Source organism: Rhizorhapis sp. SPR117 (assembly GCF_021742065.1).
This window is the reverse complement of the sequence record NZ_JAKKIE010000001.1, coordinates 169,125-190,373: the sequence shown is the minus strand read 5'-3', so window position 1 is coordinate 190,373 and position 21,249 is coordinate 169,125. Positions and strand designations below refer to the sequence as shown.

General features: G+C 63.3%; 10 protein-coding genes. 7 read left to right on the top strand and 3 right to left on the bottom strand.

What is annotated here, in order from left to right; translation table 11 throughout:
* The first annotated feature begins 20 nt into the window (after positions 1–20).
* From L3X40_RS00815 to L3X40_RS00790, 6 genes are all read left to right on the top strand, one after another.
* Positions 21–338: a hypothetical protein gene (locus L3X40_RS00815; RefSeq protein WP_237363837.1), complete on the top strand. Its 318-nt coding sequence runs from the start codon at positions 21–23 to the stop codon at positions 336–338.
* Between the two features lie 2 nt (positions 339–340).
* The gene (locus tag L3X40_RS00810) at positions 341–835 is read left to right on the top strand and encodes an HORMA-1 domain-containing protein (RefSeq protein ID WP_175485391.1); all 495 of its coding nucleotides are present in this window, start codon (positions 341–343) and stop codon (positions 833–835) included.
* Positions 832–1,728 carry an AAA family ATPase gene (locus tag L3X40_RS00805; protein WP_092959688.1) on the top strand — a complete coding sequence of 299 codons (897 nt, stop codon included), beginning with the start codon at positions 832–834 and terminating at the stop codon, positions 1,726–1,728. The genes L3X40_RS00810 and L3X40_RS00805 overlap by 4 nt, the downstream gene beginning before the upstream one ends.
* A complete protein-coding gene (locus L3X40_RS00800; protein ID WP_092959690.1) occupies positions 1,728–2,894 on the top strand; it encodes a hypothetical protein in 1,167 nt (388 codons plus the stop codon). The genes L3X40_RS00805 and L3X40_RS00800 overlap by 1 nt, the downstream gene beginning before the upstream one ends.
* The gene (locus L3X40_RS00795; protein ID WP_092959692.1) at positions 2,891–3,448 is read left to right on the top strand and encodes a 3'-5' exonuclease; all 558 of its coding nucleotides are present in this window, start codon (positions 2,891–2,893) and stop codon (positions 3,446–3,448) included. Before L3X40_RS00800 ends, L3X40_RS00795 begins: the two co-directional genes overlap by 4 nt.
* A gap of 279 nt (positions 3,449–3,727) precedes the next feature.
* Positions 3,728–4,855, top strand: a complete 1,128-nt coding sequence (locus tag L3X40_RS00790) for a Fic family protein (RefSeq protein WP_092959694.1) — start codon at positions 3,728–3,730, stop codon at positions 4,853–4,855.
* A gap of 38 nt (positions 4,856–4,893) precedes the next feature.
* On the opposite strand, the gene L3X40_RS00785 is transcribed toward L3X40_RS00790, so the two are convergent.
* Positions 4,894–6,138 carry an ATP-binding protein gene (locus L3X40_RS00785; protein WP_237363835.1) on the bottom strand — a complete coding sequence of 415 codons (1,245 nt, stop codon included), beginning with the start codon at positions 6,136–6,138 and terminating at the stop codon, positions 4,894–4,896.
* A gap of 106 nt (positions 6,139–6,244) precedes the next feature.
* Between L3X40_RS00785 and L3X40_RS00780 the strand changes: the two genes are divergently transcribed.
* Complete coding sequence (locus L3X40_RS00780) at positions 6,245–6,499, top strand: hypothetical protein (RefSeq protein ID WP_237363832.1); 255 nt, start codon at positions 6,245–6,247, stop codon at positions 6,497–6,499.
* Between the two features lie 133 nt (positions 6,500–6,632).
* Here the strand turns inward: L3X40_RS00780 and L3X40_RS00775 are convergent, their stop codons facing one another.
* Together L3X40_RS00775 and L3X40_RS00770 are read right to left on the bottom strand one after the other, a co-directional pair.
* On the bottom strand, positions 6,633–7,388 hold the full coding sequence (locus L3X40_RS00775) for a SapC family protein (RefSeq protein ID WP_092959698.1): 756 nt from the start codon (positions 7,386–7,388) through the stop codon (positions 6,633–6,635).
* Between the two features lie 36 nt (positions 7,389–7,424).
* Positions 7,425–21,188, bottom strand: coding sequence for an autotransporter-associated beta strand repeat-containing protein (locus L3X40_RS00770; RefSeq protein ID WP_175485392.1), 13,764 nt, complete (start codon positions 21,186–21,188; stop codon positions 7,425–7,427).
* Between the last annotated feature and the right edge of the window lie 61 nt (positions 21,189–21,249).

The following is a 21,249-nucleotide window of genomic DNA, read 5'->3' as shown; positions in this document are numbered from 1 at the left end:
AGCGAGCCTGGTAGATCGCCATGTTCAATCTTTGTTCTTCAACATGGCCAAAATCGCAGCTTCGGGCCGACTGGGCCTATATCGCCCAATCGGGTCTCAAGGACGAAATCCGCTTCCCGGAAAATACCGCACCCTTCGGGTCGTTCTCCGATCCTGTGGTGATCCTCGATCCGGTTTACAGCCTCAACAATGTCGCCAGCCGGATCTCCGAAGCGGAACGCAAGGAAATCGTCGCCGCGGCACAGGAGGCCTGGGAGACGGCAAACTTCGCGTCCGTGGAAAACGACAATGGGGTCTGGAAGGAACTCTTCGGCCCCGGCTTCAAGGTGGAGGACTGACCATGAGCCAGACGCGAACGGCATCCGCCACCTATACGACGACCGACGTCGAGAATGTCGTGCGCCGGGTGAAGGCCGATCTTGCCATGATCGCCGATAGCACCGATGCCTGGACGGCGGCGCAGGCCGCCGACTATGCCCATGACGTCGAGGTGCTGGCCAAGGCGGGCTATCTCGCCTGGGTCGATCTCACCCTGCTGCAATATGGCGTCGAGAAGAAGGCCGTCCGGTTCAATGTCGATACCGATGCCGGCGGCCTCTCCACAAGTCGCCCGGGCGGCGTGCTCTGGCCCCGCCTCTCGGGGGCGACACTGCGGATCGTCATCAGCTATACCGCCTCCTATACCGAGGAAGCGCGCCGGGCGACGAGCGGCAAACTCAAGATCGGATGGACGACATCCTATGATGATACCAGCCATTCCAGCCTGAGCTCCTCCGGCGGGCGCAATTATGTCAGCAATGCCTACGGCATGCAGCGCAAGGATTGGGCCGCATGAGCCAGCCGAGCATCTTCGATAGCGAAATCGCGCTGCCCAGCGATGTTCTGGCCGGGCGCGAGAAGCGGCTGTTGGGTTTCGATGCCCGCTATACCCGCGTCCACGACCAGCTTCGTCTTCTGCTCAACGTCGGCGCTCTGGGCGACTGGAACCGCGAGAAGCATGGCGGCAAGCTTGTCCTGTGCGATCTTGTCGCCGAACAATATCCGCTCGTGATCTTTCACGGCGACGTCGGGACCGGCAAGACGGCGACGGCGGAATGTATCGCAAACCGGCTCGTCGCGGAGGCCAGGAGTTCCGACTCCATGCTGTTCAAGCTGTCGAACCGGGTGCGTGGCAGCGGCATGGTCGGCGAGATGGGAAGCCTCATCACCGAAGCTTTCCAGAAGGTCGTCCAGGCGGCGGGCAAGAGCCGCCGCGCCATCCTCATCATTGATGAAGGGGATAGCCTGGGCGCATCGCGTTCGCAGGACCATAGCCATCATGAAGACAAGGTCGCGGTCAACACGCTGATCCAGGGCGTCGATGACCTTCGCCAATATGGTGGGCGTATCGTCGTCATCCTGTGCACCAACCGTTTGTCGGTCCTCGATGCGGCGCTCCGACGCCGCGCGGCCATCGTCGAGGAGTTCCGCCGGCCATCGGACGCAGAACGCGGTGAACTGTTCCAGATGGATCTGGCGGGCCTGGATGCCAGCGCGGTGCAGATCGGCCAGCTGGTCCAGGCCACGGCGGCGCGCGAGGGGCGCCCGCCATGGACCTATTCCGATATCCGCACGCGGCTCTATCCAACGGCTCTTGCCCAGGCCTATCCGGATCGCGCCCTGCGGTTCGAGGACCTGCTTTCGGTTGCGACCACGCTTCAGGCATCGCCCATCATGGAGGACAAGTGATGGCGCGATCGCCGCTGTTCGGACGCCGCATCCACATCTCCGGAAGCATCGCCAAGGATATCGCCGTCGCATCGGCGGCCGACGTGGAAGCCGCCCGCACACTCATTACCGACCTGGTCAGGGAACTGGTCAGGCGCGGCGCAAATTTCGTTATTCCGGTCGATGCCGAACCTGTCCGCGAAGCAGACGGCATGCCGATCTGTTTCGACTGGCTGATCTGGAAGGCCGTGAAGGATAATCTGGCACAAAGACCACCCAATGTGCCGGGGCCCTTTGTGGTCGCCGTCCAGCACCACAAGACCGAGGAGCAGATTCCCGACGATCATGCCGAGCTATGGGATGAACTGCGCTCCTCCCAACATGTGAAGATCGAGAGCGCCGCGCAATGGAATATGAACAGCAAGCGGATGGAAGCGCAGGCGCGCTTTGGCGATGTTCTCGTCGTCCTGGGCGGTGATGAAGGCGTCCTTTATCTGGCCAACCTCTATCATGATGCGGGCAAGCCGATCGTGCCGCTCAATCTACCGCTTTGCGCCGAGACGAAGGGCGCAATACGACTCTATAATTTCGGCCTGGCGAGCAGCCAGACCCGCCGCCTGTTCCAGATCGCGGATGATGGCGATGCCCATGACTGGATCAACCGGATCGGCTTCCCGAGCCGGCAGGCCATCCCGGACCGCATCTCCGCGCTGATCGATCTGCTCGAGGCGCTGGAACGGCCGAAGGCTTTCGCGGTTCGGCTGCTCAATCCCGATCTTGACGATTATAACGACGTCCAGACCTTCTTCGATCAGGTCGTCAAGCCCGTGATCGAGGACGAACTTGGCTATCGTCTGGTCGTGATTGATGGTCGGCAAACCTACGAGCATGCGCGCATCGATCAGGAGATATTCGCCAAGCTGCATCGCAGCAGCATTGTCCTGGCCGATATCACCGGCGCCCGGCCCAACTGCTTTCTCGAACTGGGCTATGCGCTTGGGCGCTGCCTGCCGACCATGGTCATGGTGCGCGAGGGGGCCAGCCTGCCATTCGACATCACGACATTTTCCGGCCTGCACTGGAAGACGAGTGGCAGCGCCGAGGATCGCAAACGTGCTTTCCGCGAACATTGGAACGCGATCCGCAATCGCCCCTCTCTCGTGCCAACGGAGCCGCTGATCTCATGAGCGAAAAGCGCGAGATATTCGTTTCTGTCGATGTCGAGACGGCCGGGCCGATCCCTGGCGAGTACAGCCTGCTGTCCATTGGCGCCTGCTCGGCTTTTGCCCCGGAAGAGGCCTTTTCCTGCCAGCTCAAGCCCATCGGTGACAAATTCGACCCCAAGGCTCTCGAAGTGACCGGGCTATCCCTGGCGACGCTGGCGCAAACCGGGGAGGAACCTCGTCTCGCCATGGAGAAATTTGAGCGGTGGCTGCGGGATCTGGGTGGTGATGACGCGACCATCATATTCGTCGGGTTCAATGCTCCCTTCGACTGGTCATTCATCAATTACTATTTCCATCGCTTCCTCGGGGGGAACCCGTTCGGCTTCACCGCGCTCGACATCAAGGCGCTGTATATGGGCGCAACCGGCTGTTCCTGGGCGGACACGCGGTCAAGCCGGATCGCACAAAGAGTGGCACCAACCCTTATCGGCACCCACGATGCCTTGGCTGATGCTCGCTATCAGGCTGAGATTTTCCGGCTAATCCAGGCAAAACTTGTGCCTCAAGGGAAATGAGGGTCCAAGCTTAATTTATACAATGCAAGGAGGGGCTTAAGTCATGCTCCTTAGCAGTGAGATTGTGCGACACTGTTGCCTGCTTCAGCACCAAGAGCGGCGCCCCTTGCTGAACGAAGGGCCGCTTTGGGCGCTGAACGCCTAAAAGGAGACGTTCTGGGTGTCCGACCGAACTGCCTTTGACCATGATCCGCGCAACGCTCCGATGAGCCATCGGTGACCCTTTCATAAATCACGATTGGGCGATAACATGATCGATAGAAAGGCGCTCAATCGATCATGCTCTGGAATTGGCAACTCTCCGACTGGCCCGCGTTCAGCTTCGACCCGGCGCTGTTGCGGGAAGCCGAGGAGCGATTCCTCAAGGGGGCCGGTGTCGTCGTCGGATCGATGCACCATCTCGACGGGGATGCCAGGCAAGGGATCGTGATCGAGCTCATTTCGCAGGAAATGGTTGATAGCTCGGCCATCGAGGGTGAGGTTCTGGATCGCGCCAGTGTGCAGTCGTCGATCGCACGGCAGCTTGGCTTTGTTTCCGACAAGCGCCGATCCAATCCGGCCGAGGCGGGTGCGGCAGAGCTTATGGCGGATATCTATCGGCGATATGCCCAGCCGTTGATCGACGAGAAGCTATTCGACTGGCACAGGATGTTGATGAACGGTCGCCGTGATATGGCGGACATTGGCGCCTATCGCACGCATGCGGATCCCATGCAGATCGTTTCGGGGGCGCTGCATGCGCCTCGGGTACATTTTGAAGCGCCGCCTTCGGATCGGGTGCCGGAAGAGATGGCGCGGTTCATTGCCTGGTTCAACGAGAGCTCGCCGCAAGGAGGTGCGCCGGTGCCAGCGATCACGCGGGCGGCGATTGCGCATCTGTGGTTCGAGACGGTTCATCCGTTCGAGGACGGCAATGGCCGGCTTGGGCGCGCCATTGCCGAAAAGATCCTGGCGCAGAGTCTGGAGGCGCCGACGCTGACGGCGCTCGCCGCGACGATCAACCGGCACAAGAAGGCCTATTATGCCGAGCTGCAACGGGCCAGCCGGAGCAACCGAATCGATGACTGGCTGAGCTGGTTTGCCGGCCTCGTACTGGAGGCGCAGGGGCGGACGATCGAGAGCATCCGGTTCCTGATCGAGAAGACGCGCCTGCTCGATCGCCTGCGTGGCAGGATCAACGCACGGCAGGAGAAGGCGCTGATCCGCATGATGGCCGAAGGGCCGGACGGGTTCGTCGGGGGCCTCAGCGCACACAACTATCGCACGATCACCGATGCCGCCTCGGCGACGGCTACGCGCGATCTGGCGGAACTGGTCGAGCTGGGCGCCTTGGAGCGGGCCGGCGAGCGGCGCTATACGCGCTATCATCTGGCGATCGCCACCAGCGCGCGCGGTGTCACCGGATAGCCTGCCGCGTTCAGGTCAACATCTGCTGGATAGCGGCTTCATCCCCAGAGGCAGGAGAGGGGTAGAGCAGCGAGGCGGTCTCCGAAGCCAATCGCCTGGTCGTGGTCGTAGAGCACGGCACCGAAGGCGAACCTGTCGCCCGTGGCGGCTGCAAGCTTGCGCAAGCCGGCGAAATCCTCGGCGCGCACCGTCGCCGCGGCCTTGACCTCTAACCCGATAACCTGCCCGGCTCGGTTTTCGATGACGATGTCGACCTCGTCCAGTTCCTTGTCGCGGAAGTGGCTCAAGGAGAAGCGGTCGTCGGACCAGTACGTCGCCTTGAGGACTTCCGAATAGACGAAGGTTTCCAGTACGGCGCCGAAATGCGAGCGGTCGGTCGCAAGTTTCTCGGGCGTGATGCCTCGCAGCGCGGCAAGTAGGCCTGAGTCGAGAAAATGTAGCTTGGGTTTTTTCGTCAGCCGTTTGAGCGCATTGTTGTGCCAAGGGGGCAAGCTACGCACGAGGAAGAGTTGTTCGAAGATCGCTGTATATTTTTGTGTTGTGACGTGATTGAGGCCAAGGCTCGCACCAACGCCTGCGTGGTTGATCAGCTGCCCGGAATGGGCGGCCAGGGCGCGCAATAGACGGGGCATACGATCAATCTGGTCGATATTGGCGACGTCGCGGACATCGCGTTCGACGATGGCATCGACGTAGTTCTCGTACCAATCCTGGCGGCGGGGCCAGCTTTTGCGGCCAATGGCTTCCGGATAGCCGCCAGCAAGGACGAGGTCGACGAGGTCGGTGCCGATCCGCGGCGTTCCGGGAGCCGGCGTCCGGCTCGCGAACAGCGAAGCCAGGAAGCGCGGCGGAGGCTGCGAGAGGATCTCTGATTGGGCAAGGGGTAGCAGACGGATAATCTCCATCCTCCCGGCGAGCGAGTCCGCTATGCGGGGTAGCGTCATCAGATTTGCGGATCCGGTGAGCAGGAAGCGCCCGGGCCGGGAATCCCGATCGACGCTCTCCTTGATCGCCAGGAGGAGATCGGGTGCCCGCTGAACCTCATCAATGATGGCCTGGTCGAGATCGCGCACGAGTCCTGCCGGGTCAGCTCGGGCAGCCGACAGGGTTGTGGCGTCATCGAGCGTCAGATAGGTGCGGCCTTTTTCGGAGAGCGAGCGGGCGAGCGTAGTTTTGCCTGCCTGGCGGGGGCCGGCAAGCAAAACAACTCTCGTATCCTGCAGGGCTTCCTGGATGCGCTGGGTGGAATGGCGGGGTAGCATGTCTAACCGAAACAGAACCAACGACTCGATGAAAGAAAATTAGCGTCTATCTGAAATTATAGTGCCGTCCAAATGAAATTATAAATGAGGGTTCGAACACAGAATACGGGAGCAGCCAGATGAACGCATGACGCCGATATCGACCTTGCGAGGCAGCTGGGCGGCGCTTGCGAGCGATACCGTGGACCTGATTGGTGACGTGCGGGCTTTGGTCGGATCGACCGTGTCGATCGACGAAAGTCTCCTCGATGCCGCGTTGCGGGGCTGGTCGGCCAATTCGCGGCGTGCCTTTCGCTCGGATCTGACACTCTGGGGCGCCTGGTACCGCAAACGCCGGGTGCCGCCCGCACAGGCAACGCCCGAACTGGCGGCGGCGGGGTGAGTGCCCGCATGGCGGCGCGTATGGCGACTTCATCCTCAGAAGCAGGAGAGGGGTAGAGCAGCGAGGCGGCCGCCGATGCCGATCGCCCGATCCCGCCCGGCTTGTGACCATTTTGTTTGACCTTCAGCTTTGGCTAAAGTGGTGGCTTACGAGAAGCCTGTCGTTCCATGAGCGTCGTCAGTCTGCCGAGCGAAGCGAGGTGCAGGTTGATGAGCGACAGCCAGCCTTTGCGGTGCCAGTCGACAACCGTGGCCTCGTCCAAATCCCTCAAGCGATCGGTATCAACAATTCGGAAGCCATCTAGGGCATATCGCCGCCCATCCGGGAGTGTAGCATCTGCCCGTTTTTCGACCAGAAGGCCTTGTTCCTGAAGGGCGTCCGCAAAAGCCTTCGTATTCTGGAATTCCGCCTGATAGGCTTCGCAGAATTGCAGGGCCTGGCGCGTAAGGGGGCCGGGCTCGCCCTTTTCGAACAACGGCATTCCGTCATCGCCTTCGCGGACGAGACGTTCGGACGCCGTATCGAGGGCAAGCGCAAAGCGATCCGATCCGGGTATCGCAACGAAGCCGAACGGGTAGCGCCGCACATAAGCCGGAACATAGTGCCCATTGGCCCATGCACGTTCCTCGACGAAGAGGTTTTCACCATCGGCAAGCCCGAGGACAACGACGGGCAAAAATGTATCGCCGGCAAAAACCACCGGATAGCAGCACCCCGCCTCACCGAACTCACCCAACACGATCGGGACATAGGGCGTGCCGGCGGCAAACGCCGTATCGCCTTCCTTGAGCCGCCAGCCCGCGTGCGCTTCCGAGTGAAGGACTGCGGGTTCACGATAGAAAAGCGGCAGCGCGGAAGTCCCTGCGGTTTTGGTCGAACCGGTTGTCATGTTGCCTCCTGATATGTTCGGGTTTCCGGGTTCGGATCAGAACCGGACCCGGAAGCCCGCGGTGCCCTTGAGGCTATAGCCTTCACCGAAGTCAGCGATCGGCGTGTCACCGGAAATTTCGGTGTAGAGCATGTATTTCCCATTGCCCCAGCTATAGCTGCCACCAATGCCCAGTTCGCCCCACAGGCGCCTGTTGCGGCTTGCGACCGGCGTGCCCGAAACGTCCACCTGGGCGCCGTCCAGCCACTCGTAGCTGAGATTGACGAGGCCGTAGACATGGCTGCGCCGGGTTTCGCCCGCGCTATCCCAGTTGTTCTGGTGATCGATCGACAGGCCCCAGCGGGTCTTGAGGCTGTCGCCTCGTGCCGTGGAGATTTCCGCTCCTGCCGGATCGACAAAGCGATCAAAGCCGACATGCGCGTAGGTCATCTGGATCTGCGGTGTCAGCGTCAGCTTGTTGCCGATGGGCGAACGCTTACCGGACTCGAAGCTGAACGCCTCGCCCTTGCCATCATTACCTTTGATCAGCGCGCCCAACGTGCCGGAGGTGAGATCGCTGTCGAACCAGCTGACCTTCGCCTGGGCGTCGGCATAAAAGCCTTCCGGCCCATACCATGTGAGCGTTGCGCCCAGGCCATAGCCCTGCGTGTCGATCTTGCCGTTGCCGAAGATCGAGGTGATGCCGGCGTCGGCCTTGCCGTAGTGGGCCGTGAGCCCACCGATCAGCGTCGCCCCGTCATCGCGCTGGCTGAGGACGGCGTCGAGGCCCATCTGCATCTGCCAACTGTCAATGTTCTGGTCGGTGCCACTGGTTGAGAACAGCGCTTTCGGACGGTGGCGCGATGCATCTATCCTGCCCCAGATGCCCATGTCGGACGGCATCGCGACCTTGGCCCAGGAGCGGTTGCCGACACGCTGCTGGAGCGTGGGCAGGCCGTTGAGGGCCTGAAGGGTCTGCGTGTACCCTTCATAGACCGGAACACCGGGCTGATAGAGCGGTTGCGTGGTATCGGGCTCACCCGGTTCTTCCGGGGCGTTGAGCAGTGATGACCGGAGGTACCAGTCGCCGTCCTGCGGATCGGCAACACCGTTCTTGTAGAGCCGATAACCGTAGGCGCCGGCGATGACGGCCTGCTCGCCCTGGAACACATAGTCGCCATTGAGGGCGAAGCTGCCGTTCGAGGCACCGGCGATGTCGATGATCTTGATGCCTTCGGCGGTCTGGCCGCCAAGCCCGTCACGATTGATCACCGTCACCAGCGTCGTGCCGGAGGTACCGCCGCCTATGACCAGCCGGTCGGTCGCCGAACTGTCGCCGCCGAGCACAGTCTCGATCTCGAGCGTGCCGCCGGCGCCCACATAGTCTCCGGCAACTGTCAGCGTGCCGATGCCGCGGCCTGGCGCAACGACACCGGCATTCACGATACCTGCGACCGAGCCATTGCCCTCGAGCCGGCCACCGCTCGCCACATCGGCGATACCGCCGAACCTGCCGTCGACCGCGAAGGTGCCGCCCGCGACAAGGCCGCCGGCGGCATAACCGTCATTGTTTCCGGTGAGGACCAGCGTGCCCGCGCCGGCCTTGGTGAGCAGGCCGGTACCGGAGAGCGCGCCGTTCAGGGTGAAGGTCGTGTCCTCGTCAGTCAGGATCGTGCCATCGCCCGTGAACGCAATGAAGCGGCCGCTGGCCAGATCGGCGGTGGTGCGCAGCGTGCCGCCGTCAAGCATAACATTGCCTGCCACGTCGCCAAGGTTCGTGTCGGCAGAGACGGCAAGCGTGCCGCCTTCGATAGCCGTGCCGCCGGTGTAGCTGTTCGCACCGGACAGCACGAGCGTGCCCGCATCGGTCTTCACGAGCTGCACGCCGCCGGTCAGTGCCGCGGCGATGGCCGCGGTCATGTCGGCGCCCGCCGCCGTGCCGTCACCGACACGCACGATGCTCCGGGCGCCGGCCAGGGTCAGGTCGTCCCCGCCGATCACATAGCCATCGACCGCGAACTGCATGCCCGCGGCGGTGACTCCCCCAAGGCTGTTGTCCACGGTGACATTCCCGCCGGTGCCGCTGAATATGGCAAAGGTGCCGTCGGCATAGGCCGCGTTCACCGCGCCGGTGGCTTCGGTCCAATTGTCGTCGCCGGCGCTGTTCTGCCAGAGGCCATCACCGCCCTCAATGGCGCCGTTGTTCCGGATACCCGCCGTGCCATCCCAGAAATTGAGCGTAAGCCCGGCGCTGTTGACGAGATTGACCTGACCCGCGACCGAGGTCTGGACGATGGTGTTGCTGCCGACCGGCATCGTACCGAGAGCAAGGCCATTGTCGATCAGCATGCCGCCATAGTTGAACACCCGGTAGATGCCTGCATCGAACGCGCCGCCAGCCGGAACCGCGACATTGATCGTGCCGTCGAGGGTGAGATTGCCGCCCACCTCAACCAGATCATTGAGCGCGCCGCCAACGGCATTGGCCTGTCCGAACTCGAAATCGAGCAGGCTGCCTGAGGCCAGCGTGAGATTGCCGCCGATGGTGAGCGTGCCCACTGCACCCGCGCCCGGCGCCAGTGTGGCGCCATCGGCAAGGATAACGTTGCCGCCAATTGTCCCGTTACCGCCCAGCATCGCGCCCGAGGCCACGCTGGCAAGCCCGGTTGCGGCCGATTGGTCTCCATTGACGAAGAGGGTGCCGGCATCGACTGCCGTGGCTCCGGTATAGCTATTGTCAGCGGTGAGCACGAGCGTACCCGCGCCGGATTTGGCGAAACTGCCTGCACCTGTAACGAGGCCGTTCAGGGTGAGCATGGTGCCGCCATCGGCCCTGATGGCGCCTGCCCCGATAAGATCGACGGCGCGGCCCGAGGCCATGCCTGCGGTCGTATGAAGCGTGCCGCCATCGAAGCTGAGACCGCCGCCGATGTCGCCAAGGTTTGCATCGCTGGCGATGGTGAGGGTGCCGCCGTTGATGGCGGTCCCGCCGGTGTAGCTGTTCGCGCCAGACAGCACGAGCGTGCCCGCATCTGTCTTCACAAGCTGGCTGCCGCCGGTCAGTTCCGCTGTGATCGTAGCGGTATAGCCGGCTCCGGCCATGCTGGCGTCGCCGACGCGGATCACCGATGCCGGTCCCACGAGCGTCAGGCTGTCGCCTGTGATCGTGTAGCCATCGGTCGCGAACTGCATGCCCGAAGCCATGACGGCACCCAGGCTGTTGTCCACATCGACTATACCCGAGGTTCCGGCAAAGATCGCGAAGGCGCCATTGGTATAGGGTGCGTTCACGGTGCCCGTCGCGTCGGTCCAGTTGTCGTTTCCGGTGCTGTCCTGCCAGAGGCCATCGCCGCCGTTGACGACGCTGTTGTTCCGGGGACCGGCCGCGCCATCCCAGAAATTGAGGGTGAGCCCGGCGCTGTTCACGAGATTGACCTGGCCCTCGATTGAGGTCTGGACCGAGACGTCGCCGCCCGCGGGCATCAGGCCAATATCGAGACCATTATCAGTCAGCGCGCCGCCGTAGTTGAAGACACGGTAGATACCGGCGTCGAAGCTGCCACCCGTCGGGACGGTCACATTGATGCTGCCGTCGAGCACGAGGTCGCCGCCGACCTCGACGAGATCGTTCAGTGCCCCCCCTGCCACATTGGCTTCACCGAACTCGAACTCGAGCAGGCTCCCCGAGGCGAGCGTCAGATTGCCGCCGATGGTGAGCGTGCCCACTGCGCCCGCCCCCGGCGTCAGCGTGCCGCCGTCAGCAATCGAGACATTGCCTCCAAGGATTCCCGTGCCGCCGAGCGATGCACCCGAAGCAACATCGGTGAGTCCGGTCGAGGCTGCATAATCGCCGTTTACGAACACTGTGCCCGCGCCGATGTTCATGCCGCCGCTGTTGCCGCCTGTGCCCGACAGCACCAGCGTACCGCTACCGCTCTTGCCGAGGCTGCCTGCACCCGAGAGGGCGCCGGACAGTGCGAGGGCGGTGCCCGCGTCGGTCAGGATCATGCCTGCGCCGGTCAGCGTGACGTCGCGGCCAGAGAGGATGTCGGCCGTGGTTTGCAGCGTGCCGCCGTCGAAATCGAGGCCGCCTGCCGCATCGCCCAGATTGGCGTCCGCCGCGATCTGCAGCACGCCGCCGCCCAACGCCGTGCCGCCCGTGTAGTTGTTCGTCCCCGTCAGGATCAGCGTGCCCGCATCGGTCTTGGCAAGCTGCGCCGAACCGGCCAGTTCCGACGATATGGTGGCCGTATAGCCCGTTCCCGCAATGGTGCCGTCGCCCACGCGGATGATCGCCTGCGGCCCGGCCAGATCGATCCGGCCGCCCTCGACCGTATAGCCATCCACCGCGAACTGCATCCCGGCGACATTGATGGCGCCCAGGCTATCATCGACCGTGACCGTGCCACCCATACCCTGGAAGACGGCAAAGGCGCTGTCGAGGAACGGCGCGTTGATCAAGCCATCGTCGAGCGTCCAGTTGTCATTGCCTGTAACATTTTGCCAGATGCCGTCGCCGCCGGTGATAACGCCGTCGTTGCGAGCACCTGCCGCGCCGTCCCAGAAGCGAAGCGCAAGGCCGCTCGTGTTGATCAGGTTGACCTGATTGGCGACCGAGGTTTGCACATAGAAGTCCGTACCGCTCGGAATGCTGCCAATGGCTAGGCCGGGCCCGCTGAGCGTCCCGTCATAGTTGATGACACGGTAGATGCCGGGCCCGAAGGTGCCGCCCGCGCTCGTATCAACATTGAGCGTGCCGCCAAGCACCAGATCGCCGCCGACGGCGATCAGATCGTTGAACGCGCCGCCCACGGTGTTGGCCTGGCCGAAATCGAAATTGAGCGTGGCGCCACCGGCGAGCGACAAACCGCCGTTGATCGTGAGAACGCCCGGGGTTGCATCCGCAAGGCCGGGATTGATGCTGCCCCCGGCTGCGACATTGACATCGCCGCCGCCGATGCCCGCGCCGCCCAGCACCGCACCGGAAGCCACGCTGGTGAGACCCGTCGCCAGCGACTGGTCGCCGTTTACCAGCAAGGTGCCCGCATTCACATCGGTCGCGCCGGCATAGCTGTTCGCGCCGGTCAGCGTGACGATACCCGAACCATTCTGCTCGACACCACCGGTGCCGGAAATCAGGCCGGCAAAGGCCATGTCATCGGACCGGTTGAAGGCCAGAATACCGTCGTTCGCTACATCGCCGAGGATCCAGCCACTGGTGCCGCCATTACCGAGTTGGAGCGTGCCCGCCGTAATGGTTGTGCCGCCAATGTAGGCATTGTCGGCCGTCAGGGTGAGGATGCCCGCACCCTGCTTCACCAGATCGCCGCTGCCCGAGATCAGCCCCGCGAAGTTCACGTCGTCGGACCGGTCGAACACCAGCGTGCCGTCGTTCGTGACGTCGCCGAGGATCGAACCGCTGGTTCCGCCGTCGCCCAGTTGCAGCACGCCGTCCGTGATTGTCGTGCCGCCCGTATAGTCATTGTCAGCGGTCAGGATCAGCGTGCCAGTGCCCGCCTTGGTCAGCGCGCCCGCGCCCGAGATAAGGCCGCTGAGGTCGAATGTGGTCGCCGCATCGGTCAGGATAGTACCCGCACCCGCCAGCGCCACAGTACGGCTGCTCGCGAGATCAGCGGTGGTTTGCAACCTGCCACCATCGAACGTCAGTGTCCCCGCGGCATCACCGAGGTTCGCGTCCGCCGAAATCTGCAGTGTGCCCGCGTTGATCGTCGTGCCACCGGTGTAGCTGTTCACACCGGTCAGGATCGTCGTGCCAGGGCCGTTCTGGTTCACAACGCCCGCGCCCGAGATCAGCGACGCGAAGGTATAGGCGGCATCGGTGTGGTTGAAATTGATGCGGCCATTCGCGCTGGTCACGACATTGGCGGCGGCCAGCGTGCCCGCTCCGGTCGCGGCCTCACCTTCGGCCCCGCCGATGTTGAGCGTCGAATTGCCCGGCCCCATCGTCAGCGTGCCGCTGCCGATCACGACCTCGCCGTCGTCCGCGATGGTCAGCACGCCCGTCGTCGAAGCGCCATATGCGAGCGTGAGCCCGGTTGCCGTTTCCAACCGCGATCCAACGCCCGAGACGGTCACGGTGCCCTGGGCTGAACCCAAGGTGCCGATCCGTGCCGAACTTGCGGCCTGAACCGTGCCGCCATCAAGAACGTTCAGCGTGCCTGTTCCGACGACGCCGATCGTCAATATTTGTGCGGTATCGGTGGTGCCGAGGCTGGAACCAGCGCCGCGGACGTTGACCGTTCCGTTGCCGTTCACGCTGGTTCCGAGCCCGAGGGCGGCGCTCAGGACACTTCCGCCATTCTCGATGTTCAGGATGCCGGTGCCGCTGACACCGACGATGCTGGTGCCTGTCGAGACCACTTCCGCGTCCGGGCCGGTCACCGTCATCGTTGCCGATTGCGCCGCGACATCGGCGATGCGGAAGGTGCTCGTGCCGATGATCTTCCCGCTGCCCTCGACCCGCAATTCGCCGTTGTTGACGCGGGTCTGGCCGGTATAGCCGCTCGTGCCGGTCAGGGTCGTGGTGCCACTGCCGACCTGCTCGACGACGCCCGTACCCGTGATCGCACCGGCAAAGGTCATGGCGTTCGAGCGATTGAAGATCAGCGTGGCGTTGTTCGTGACATCACCGGTGATCGAGCCGGTCGTGCCGCCATCGCCGAGTTGCAGCCTGCCCGATGTGATCGTCGTCCCGCCGGTATAATCGTTGGTGCCGGTCAGGATCAGCAGGCCGAGATCCGTCTTGGTCAGACTGCCCGCGCCGGAAATCGTGCCGCCCAGCGTGAAGGTCGTGGTCGCGCCGGTCTGGAACGTGCCGCCGCCCGCCAGCACCACATCGCGGCTGCTGGTGATATCGGCGGTGGTGTTCAGCGTGCCGCCGTTGAAGGTGATCCCGCCGGTGGCGGCGCCGAGATTGGCGTCGCTGGAAATGCGCAGCGTGCCCGCATCGATCGTCGTACCGCCCGCATAGCTGTTCGCGCCCGTAAGCGTGAGGACGCCGCCTCCTTGCTTCACCAGATCGCCGCCGCCCGAGACGACACCGGCAAAGGTCACGTCATCGGAGCGGTTGAACGCCAGCGTGCCATCATTGTCGACATCGCCGAAGATGCTGCCGGTGGCGCCGCCATCGCCGATCTGCAGTGTGCCGGCCTCGATCAGCGTCCCACCCGCATAGCTGTTCGTGCCGGTGAGGACGAGCGTGCCGAGATCGGTCTTCGCGAGCTGCGCGGTTCCGGTGAGTTCCGCAGAGATGATCGTGGTAAAGCCCGCGCCCGCCGCAGTGCCGTCACCGACGCGGATCACCGATTGCGGATCGGTGAGGGTCAGCGCGTCGCCGGTGATCGTGTAGCCGTCACTTGCAAACTGCATCCCCGACGCCGTGACCGCACCATCGCCATTGTCCACAGTGACGATATCGCCGGCACCTGCGAATATGGCGAAGCTGCCATCGGCATAGGCGGCATTGATGCCGCCGTCCGCATCCGTCCAGTTGTTGTCGGTGCCGCCAAGATGCCAGGTGCCAGCGCCGCCATCGACGACGCCATTGATCTTCGGGCCCACGCCGCCGTCCCAGAAACTCAGTTCCAGGCCCGTGGCATTGACGAGGTTGACCTGCCCCGCCACGGAGGTCTGGACCGCGACGCTGCTGCCGGCCGGCATCGCGCCGAGATCGAGACCATTGTCGGTGAGCGTGCCGCCATAGTTGAACACGCGGTAGATGCCGCCGCCGAAGCTGCCGCCCGTCGGCACCGTGACATTGATGGTGCCATCAAGCACGAGATTGCCGCCGACCTCGATCAGATCGTTGAGCGGGCCGCCAACGACATTAGCCTCGCCAAACTCGAAATCCAGAATGGAGGCTGAGGACAGTGAAAGGTTGCCGGCGATCGTCAGTGTGCCGGGGCTGTTGCCCGGCGCCAGCGTGCCGCCATTGTCCACCAGAACGCTGCCGCCGACGATGCCGGAACCGCCCAGCGTCGCGCCATTGTGCACGGTTGTGAGGCCGGTCGCAGCCGACTGGTCACCGTTGATTCGCAGCGTGCCCGCGTTCAGCACGGTCGCGCCGCCATAGCTGTTGTCGGCGGTCAGCGTGATGATGCCGGACCCGTTCTGGATCAGGCCGCCTGAGCCGGAGACCAGACCCGCGAACGTCTTGTTGTCGGATCGGTCGAAGATCAGCGTGCCGTTGTTCGCGACATCGCCCTCGATCCAGCCGCTGGCGCCGCCGTCACCGAGCTGGAGCGTCCCGGCGCTGATCGTTGTGCTGCCGGTATAAGTGTTGTCCGCTGTCAGAACCAGCGTGCCCGCGCCCGATTTGGTGAACGCGCCTGCGCCCGAGATCAAGCCAGAGAGATTGAAGGTCGTGCCCGCATCGGTGAGGATGGTTCCCGCGCCTGTCAGCGCCATGTCGCGACCGCTCACGAGACTGGCGGTGGTGTGCAGCGTGCCGCCGTCGAACGTCACATCACCGGATGCCGCGCCAAGGTTGGCATCGGCGGAAATCTGAAGCGTGCCCGCGTCAATCAGCGTGCCGCCGGTGTAGCTGTTGATGCCGGTCAGAACCGTCGTGCCCGTGCCGATCTGGGAGACGATGCCATTGCCGGAAATGATTCCATCAAATGCATAGCTGTTGCTGCGACTAAATGTGAGCGTGCCGTCGTTTACGACATCGCCGATAATGCTGCCGCTCGCGCCGCCATTACCGAGCTGGAGCGTGCCGGCGCTGATCGTAGTACCGCCCGAATAGCTGCTCGTACCGGTGAGGATGGTCGTGCCGGCTCCCTGTTGGAGGACGGACCCTGTACCGACGATGGCACCAGCATAGGTCAGTGCATCGCTGCGATCGAAACCCAGCGTGCCGAAATTGTTGACCGTGCCGCTCGCCACCGACCCGGTCGTGCCGCCGCCGCCGATGAACAACATGCCGCCATTGACATTGGTCGATCCGGTATAGCTGTGATTGCCGGTCAGCACCCATGTGCCGCTGTCGTTCTTCGCCAGCGTCGAGATGCCGGTGCCCGCATTGCCGATGGAACCGGCAAGCGTGTTGTTACCCGTGTTGGTGCCGCCAAGCGCGATGGTGCGCGCCTGATTGGTGTTGGCGAGCGTAACCGGACCCGTGTCCGTGAACACGATCGCGCCAGTGCCCGAGGACTCGATGTATGTCACACCGGACGAGAGGGTGAACAGGCGGTTGGTGGTGTCGCCACTGCCCGTATAGCGGAGCGTCGAGCCATTGCCGATGACGAGGTTCGCGGCCGCCGAAGACGAGGCGCCGATGCTGCTCGCCACGCCGCCGTCGGACAGCTTGTCGACCCCGAGCACACCGCCGCTGATCGTGGTGATGCCCGTGTAGCTGCTGTTCGGATTGGTGAGGATCCAGGTGCCAGCGTCGGTCTTGGTCAGGCGCGTAATGCCTGTGCCGTTATTCGTAATCTGCGGGGCCAGAATATTGTTGTCGCTATTGGTGCCGCCAAGCGTCAGGGTTTGTGCGGTGTTGGGACTTGAGAATGTCAGCGCTGCCATATCCGCAAAGATGATCGCGCCGGTGCCGGATGCTTCCAGCTTGCTCGTGGCGGAAGACCCGAGCGTAAAGCGTCGGTTCGTGCTGTCGCCCGCGCCGAGATATCGCAGCGTGCCGCCGTTCAGCACGAGGTTGCCCGCATCCGCGGAGGAAGAGCCGATCGAGCTGGCGGCGCCGCCGTCACCCAGACAGGCGACGGCAAGGGTGCCGCCATTTATGACAGTGGCGCCGTCATAGCTGTTGCCGCAGCCGGAAAGCTGCTGAATGTTGGTGCTGGCGCCATTCTTGACGAGGTTTCCACTGCCAGTGATCACGCCGGCATAATTGGCGCTGGCAAGACTGCTGCCCGCGTTGATCGTCAGCGTTGCGCCGCCAAGATCAATCGTCCCGCCATTGGCACCGCCGCCGGTGAAAAAGGCGACATCATTGTCATAACCATCGAGGTCCAGCAGAACGCCCGCTATATTGTCGAGCGTGAGTGGTCCGCTGCCGATCGCAGTCGCCGATCCGGCCCGCAATATGCCGCCTGTGATGCGCGTGCTGTTGGTGCCGTTGTTCACGCCGGAAAGGATAAGCGTGCCGGGGCCATCCTTGCGCAACTGGCCGACGCCAATTATCTCGCCTGCGAACTCCAGCACGGTCGTGTCGGTGTCCACGCGAATGGCGCCGACGCTGCTTGCCAGCGTGAAACCGCGATCCGTCGTCACCGAACCACCGGTGTAAATGAGGATGCCGTTGCTGAACACCAGGCTGTCCGGATTACTGGTCGACGCGCCGATGCTGCTCAGTTGGCCGCCATTGGCCAGGCAATCGACGGACAGCGCGGTTCCGTTGGTGATGGTGGTCGCGCCGGTATAGCTGTTGTTGCAACCGCTGAGGGTGAACACGGAGGCGCCTGCACGCGTGAGGCCGCCGGTGCCGCTGATCCTGCCGGTAAAGACACCGACACTGTTGACCGTAAGTGTGCCGGAGCCGAGGGCGATGTCGCCCGCCCCCTGCAACGTGCTCACGGCATTGTTGAAATTATTGAGATCGAGCAGCGCCCCTGCTGCGACCTCCATCGCGCCGCCGCCGAAGACATTGGTCGCCCCGGCGCGCAACGTGCCCGCATTTACAATCGTACCGCCGGCATAACTGTTGGTCCCGGACAGGACCAGAGTGCCTGACCCCTCCTTGCGCAGACCACCTGAGCCTGAGCTTGTGATCGTTCCCGTCAAGGTAAGTACAGAGCCCGCGTCACTTACACCAATGCGTCCGTGTCCGGCGCCAATCGTAATCCCACGGTCACTGCTGGTGGTACCGCCAAGATAGTCGAGCGTCCCCCCGGCCAGCACGATATTGGCCGGATCGCTGCTTGCCATGCCAATGCTGCTCGCGAGGCCACCGTTGGCCAGCGTGGTTACAGCCAGCGTGCCACCGTTAACCGTCGTGACGCCACTGTAAGTGTTCGCAGCGTTTGCCAGGGTCAGGGTGCCAGAGTTCAACTTGGTGAAGCCGGCATCGTCTGGGCTGGTTACTTCGCCCGTGAAGGTCAGATTCGTACCACCGGCAATGTCAATCGTTCGCGTGGCCCCGCCGTTGACCAGCGTGAAGCCACGGTCCGTAGTGGTGGTCGCCCCGGCATACTGCAGGGTTCCCGCTTCAAGCACGAGGTTGGACGCATCGGACGAGGAGGCCCCGATGCCACTGGCGACGCCGCCGTTGCCGATATTGTTCGTCCGCAGGGTGCCCTGGGTCACCGTCGTCGAACCGGTGTAGCTGTTGGCGCCCGTCAGCACGACCGTGCCCGTGCCCCCCTTTGCGAAGGATGTCGCGCCCATATTGTCGGTGATCGTCGAACCGATCGTGAAGAACCCGGCGCCATTCTGCTGGACGCCCAGGGTTCCACCCCCAGCACCGCCCGTCAGCGAACCGCCGGCGATCGTCTGGTTCGCCGCGCCAACGCTCGGTGCGACGATGATGGTGCCATCGACGCCTAACGTATTGCCCCCTCCGATCGTGACGGTGGAAGCGGCGTTGGCCGTGTAGCGCAGGCCGCCCAGAGATACATCGCCGCTGACTGTGCCGAAGTATGCGGTATCGGGCAGACCATCGGTATCGCTGATGATCTCGCCGGTCAGCCAGGTGGCGGCATTGTCCTTGCTGGTATAGTCTGTGTCATCGAAAGCGATGACACCCCCGGCCAGAACCTTGGCATAGTCCGACCCGTTGATGGTCGCCCAGCCGCCGAGCGCCCCGTCGGCATTGCTCGTCGTGATGGCGCCGGCATCCGGCAGCACGAAATTGACGAGACCGCCGGTGCGGCTGATCGCCCCAAGACTGACATTGACGGCGCCGCCCGTGCCGCTGGTCGCTCGAAGCGTATTGCTGCCGGCGCTGACCGTCAGTCCATTGAAGCTCTGGCCGTTGGTTTCGCCATTGGCGCCCCGCACCTCGATGCTGCCGCCCGACAAAAGCAGCGGCGAGGAAGCAGAGATGATATTGTTGTCCGGCGCGCCGGCTCCCGCGAAGTCGAGTGTCAGCTTGCCGCCATTGATCGTCGTGGCGCCGCTATAGCTGTTGGCGCCGGTCAGGGTGAGCGTGCCCGCGCCGCTTTTGGTCAGGCCGCCGGTTCCGGTGATGCCGCCGGCGTAGCTTTGCGCCGTGGCCGCCTTGACGGTCAGCGTCGCGCTGCCCAGCGCAATCGTCCCGCCTGTCCCGCCGATCATGGGAGCCGTCAGGTCGATGCTGTTGAGGTCGAGCGTGCCGCCATTGATCGTGAAGCCGGTCGCATTCCCGAAGGCGGAGGCATGGCCGGCACGCAAGGTACCGCTGTTGACGGTGGCCATGCCTGTATGCGTATTCGCGCCGCTCAGCAGCCAGGTTCCCGAACCGGCGCTGATCAGATTGCCGTTGCCGGAGATGATGCCCGAAAAGCTGTTGACGCCCGAAAAACTGCCGCCAAGGGTCAGATTATCGGGATTGGGGTTGCCCGGATTAAAGGTCAGATCACCGCTCAGGTCGAGAGCGCCAGTTCCATCATTCAGGATATTGCTGGCGGCGTTTGCCGTCCATGTCCGATTGCTGGCCGATCCCGTGCCGGTGTAACTCACCGTTCCGGCGTTCATGTTGATATTGGTGCCGGCGCCTAGTGAGCTGACGCTGCCGATATCGGCCAGCGTCGAGACTTTCACTAACCCACCGATCGAGGCCGTTCCAGTGAAGCTGTTCGCGTCCCCCAAAGTAACCGTCTGGCCATTGGTTACGTTGAAAACGAAACTGCCGCCGCTCAGAGTGCCCAGAAGGTTGATATCGGCTGAAGTGGCAAAGAAACTTCCGTTTGCGGAGATGTCGATATCTCCGGTGAGCGTCAGGGCGCCGGAGCCTTCGTTGCGAATGTTCGCACCGTTTCCGTTGATATCCCAGTTGCGGTTCGAGATGTCGCCATCGCCGATATAGATGATGCTGTCGGAATACTGGCTCTGCTGGTTGAAGACGATCGTGCCGTCGGCAACCGTGGTCGGCGCCCCCAGCGAACTTGCCACGCCGAGATCGGCGATCGAGGAGAAATAGGCGAGGCAGACACCATTGCATCCACTGAAGATCGTTGCGCCAGTATAGCTGTTGGCATCGTTCGACAGGCGAACAATGCTGGCCGCGTTGTTGGAGGGGGCGACGCTCACCCTGCCGTTGCCGCTGATCAGCGCCGAGCCGATGCCGGCGCCGGACACGGTCAGGGTTCCGCCGTCTCCGATCGCGATGGATCGCGCCGTTCCGGCGCCATCTATCCGGAGTGTGACGCTGGAGCCCGCCGCTGTCGTGACGGTGTTCGTCGCCGCACCAAGGCCTGCATCCGTTGCTGCGTAGAGAGAACCGCCGAGAAGAGAGATGCTGCCGCTGAATGTATTTGTGCCATAGAGTTGTAGCGTCCCGCCGCCCATCTTGGTGAGACCGGACGTGCCGGCGACGATCGAGTTGATCCGGGTCGTTCCGGTGGCGACGGAGATTGTCGGCGCGGTTCCGCCGAGAGTCAGCGTGTTTCCGGTGAGTATATAGCCGTTCGTGTTGAAGGTCAGGTTATGGGCCGTGATCGGCGAGGCCAGGGTGACGGTCCCGGCGGTGCCCCCGAAAACCCCGTCGTCAAGCGCACTATTGTCCCAAGGGGCAACATAAGGGCCGCTGACGCCATCGCCACTGGGGCTCCAGTTGAGATTGCCGAGGTCCCAGGTCCCAGTCCCGCCGGTCCCGACACCGGTGCCGTTGGCATCCCAGTGACGCTCCTCTGCGTGAGCGGACATGGGAATTCCCGTGGCAAGGACCGCAACAAGCGAAGCGCTGCAAAGAAGGGTACGCGGAACG

What these genes read in the sequence shown, in the direction of transcription:
- L3X40_RS00770 (WP_175485392.1), bottom strand. Translation starts at nt 21,188, where the DNA reads ATGTCCGCTCACGCAGAGGAGCGTCACTGGGATGCCAACGGCACCGGT.
- L3X40_RS00815 (WP_237363837.1), top strand. Translation starts at nt 21, where the DNA reads ATGTTCAATCTTTGTTCTTCAACATGGCCAAAATCGCAGCTTCGGGCC.
- L3X40_RS00780 (WP_237363832.1), top strand. Translation starts at nt 6,245, where the DNA reads ATGACGCCGATATCGACCTTGCGAGGCAGCTGGGCGGCGCTTGCGAGC.
- L3X40_RS00795 (WP_092959692.1), top strand. Translation starts at nt 2,891, where the DNA reads ATGAGCGAAAAGCGCGAGATATTCGTTTCTGTCGATGTCGAGACGGCC.
- L3X40_RS00775 (WP_092959698.1), bottom strand. Translation starts at nt 7,388, where the DNA reads ATGACAACCGGTTCGACCAAAACCGCAGGGACTTCCGCGCTGCCGCTT.
- L3X40_RS00790 (WP_092959694.1), top strand. Translation starts at nt 3,728, where the DNA reads ATGCTCTGGAATTGGCAACTCTCCGACTGGCCCGCGTTCAGCTTCGAC.
- L3X40_RS00810 (WP_175485391.1), top strand. Translation starts at nt 341, where the DNA reads ATGAGCCAGACGCGAACGGCATCCGCCACCTATACGACGACCGACGTC.
- L3X40_RS00800 (WP_092959690.1), top strand. Translation starts at nt 1,728, where the DNA reads ATGGCGCGATCGCCGCTGTTCGGACGCCGCATCCACATCTCCGGAAGC.
- L3X40_RS00805 (WP_092959688.1), top strand. Translation starts at nt 832, where the DNA reads ATGAGCCAGCCGAGCATCTTCGATAGCGAAATCGCGCTGCCCAGCGAT.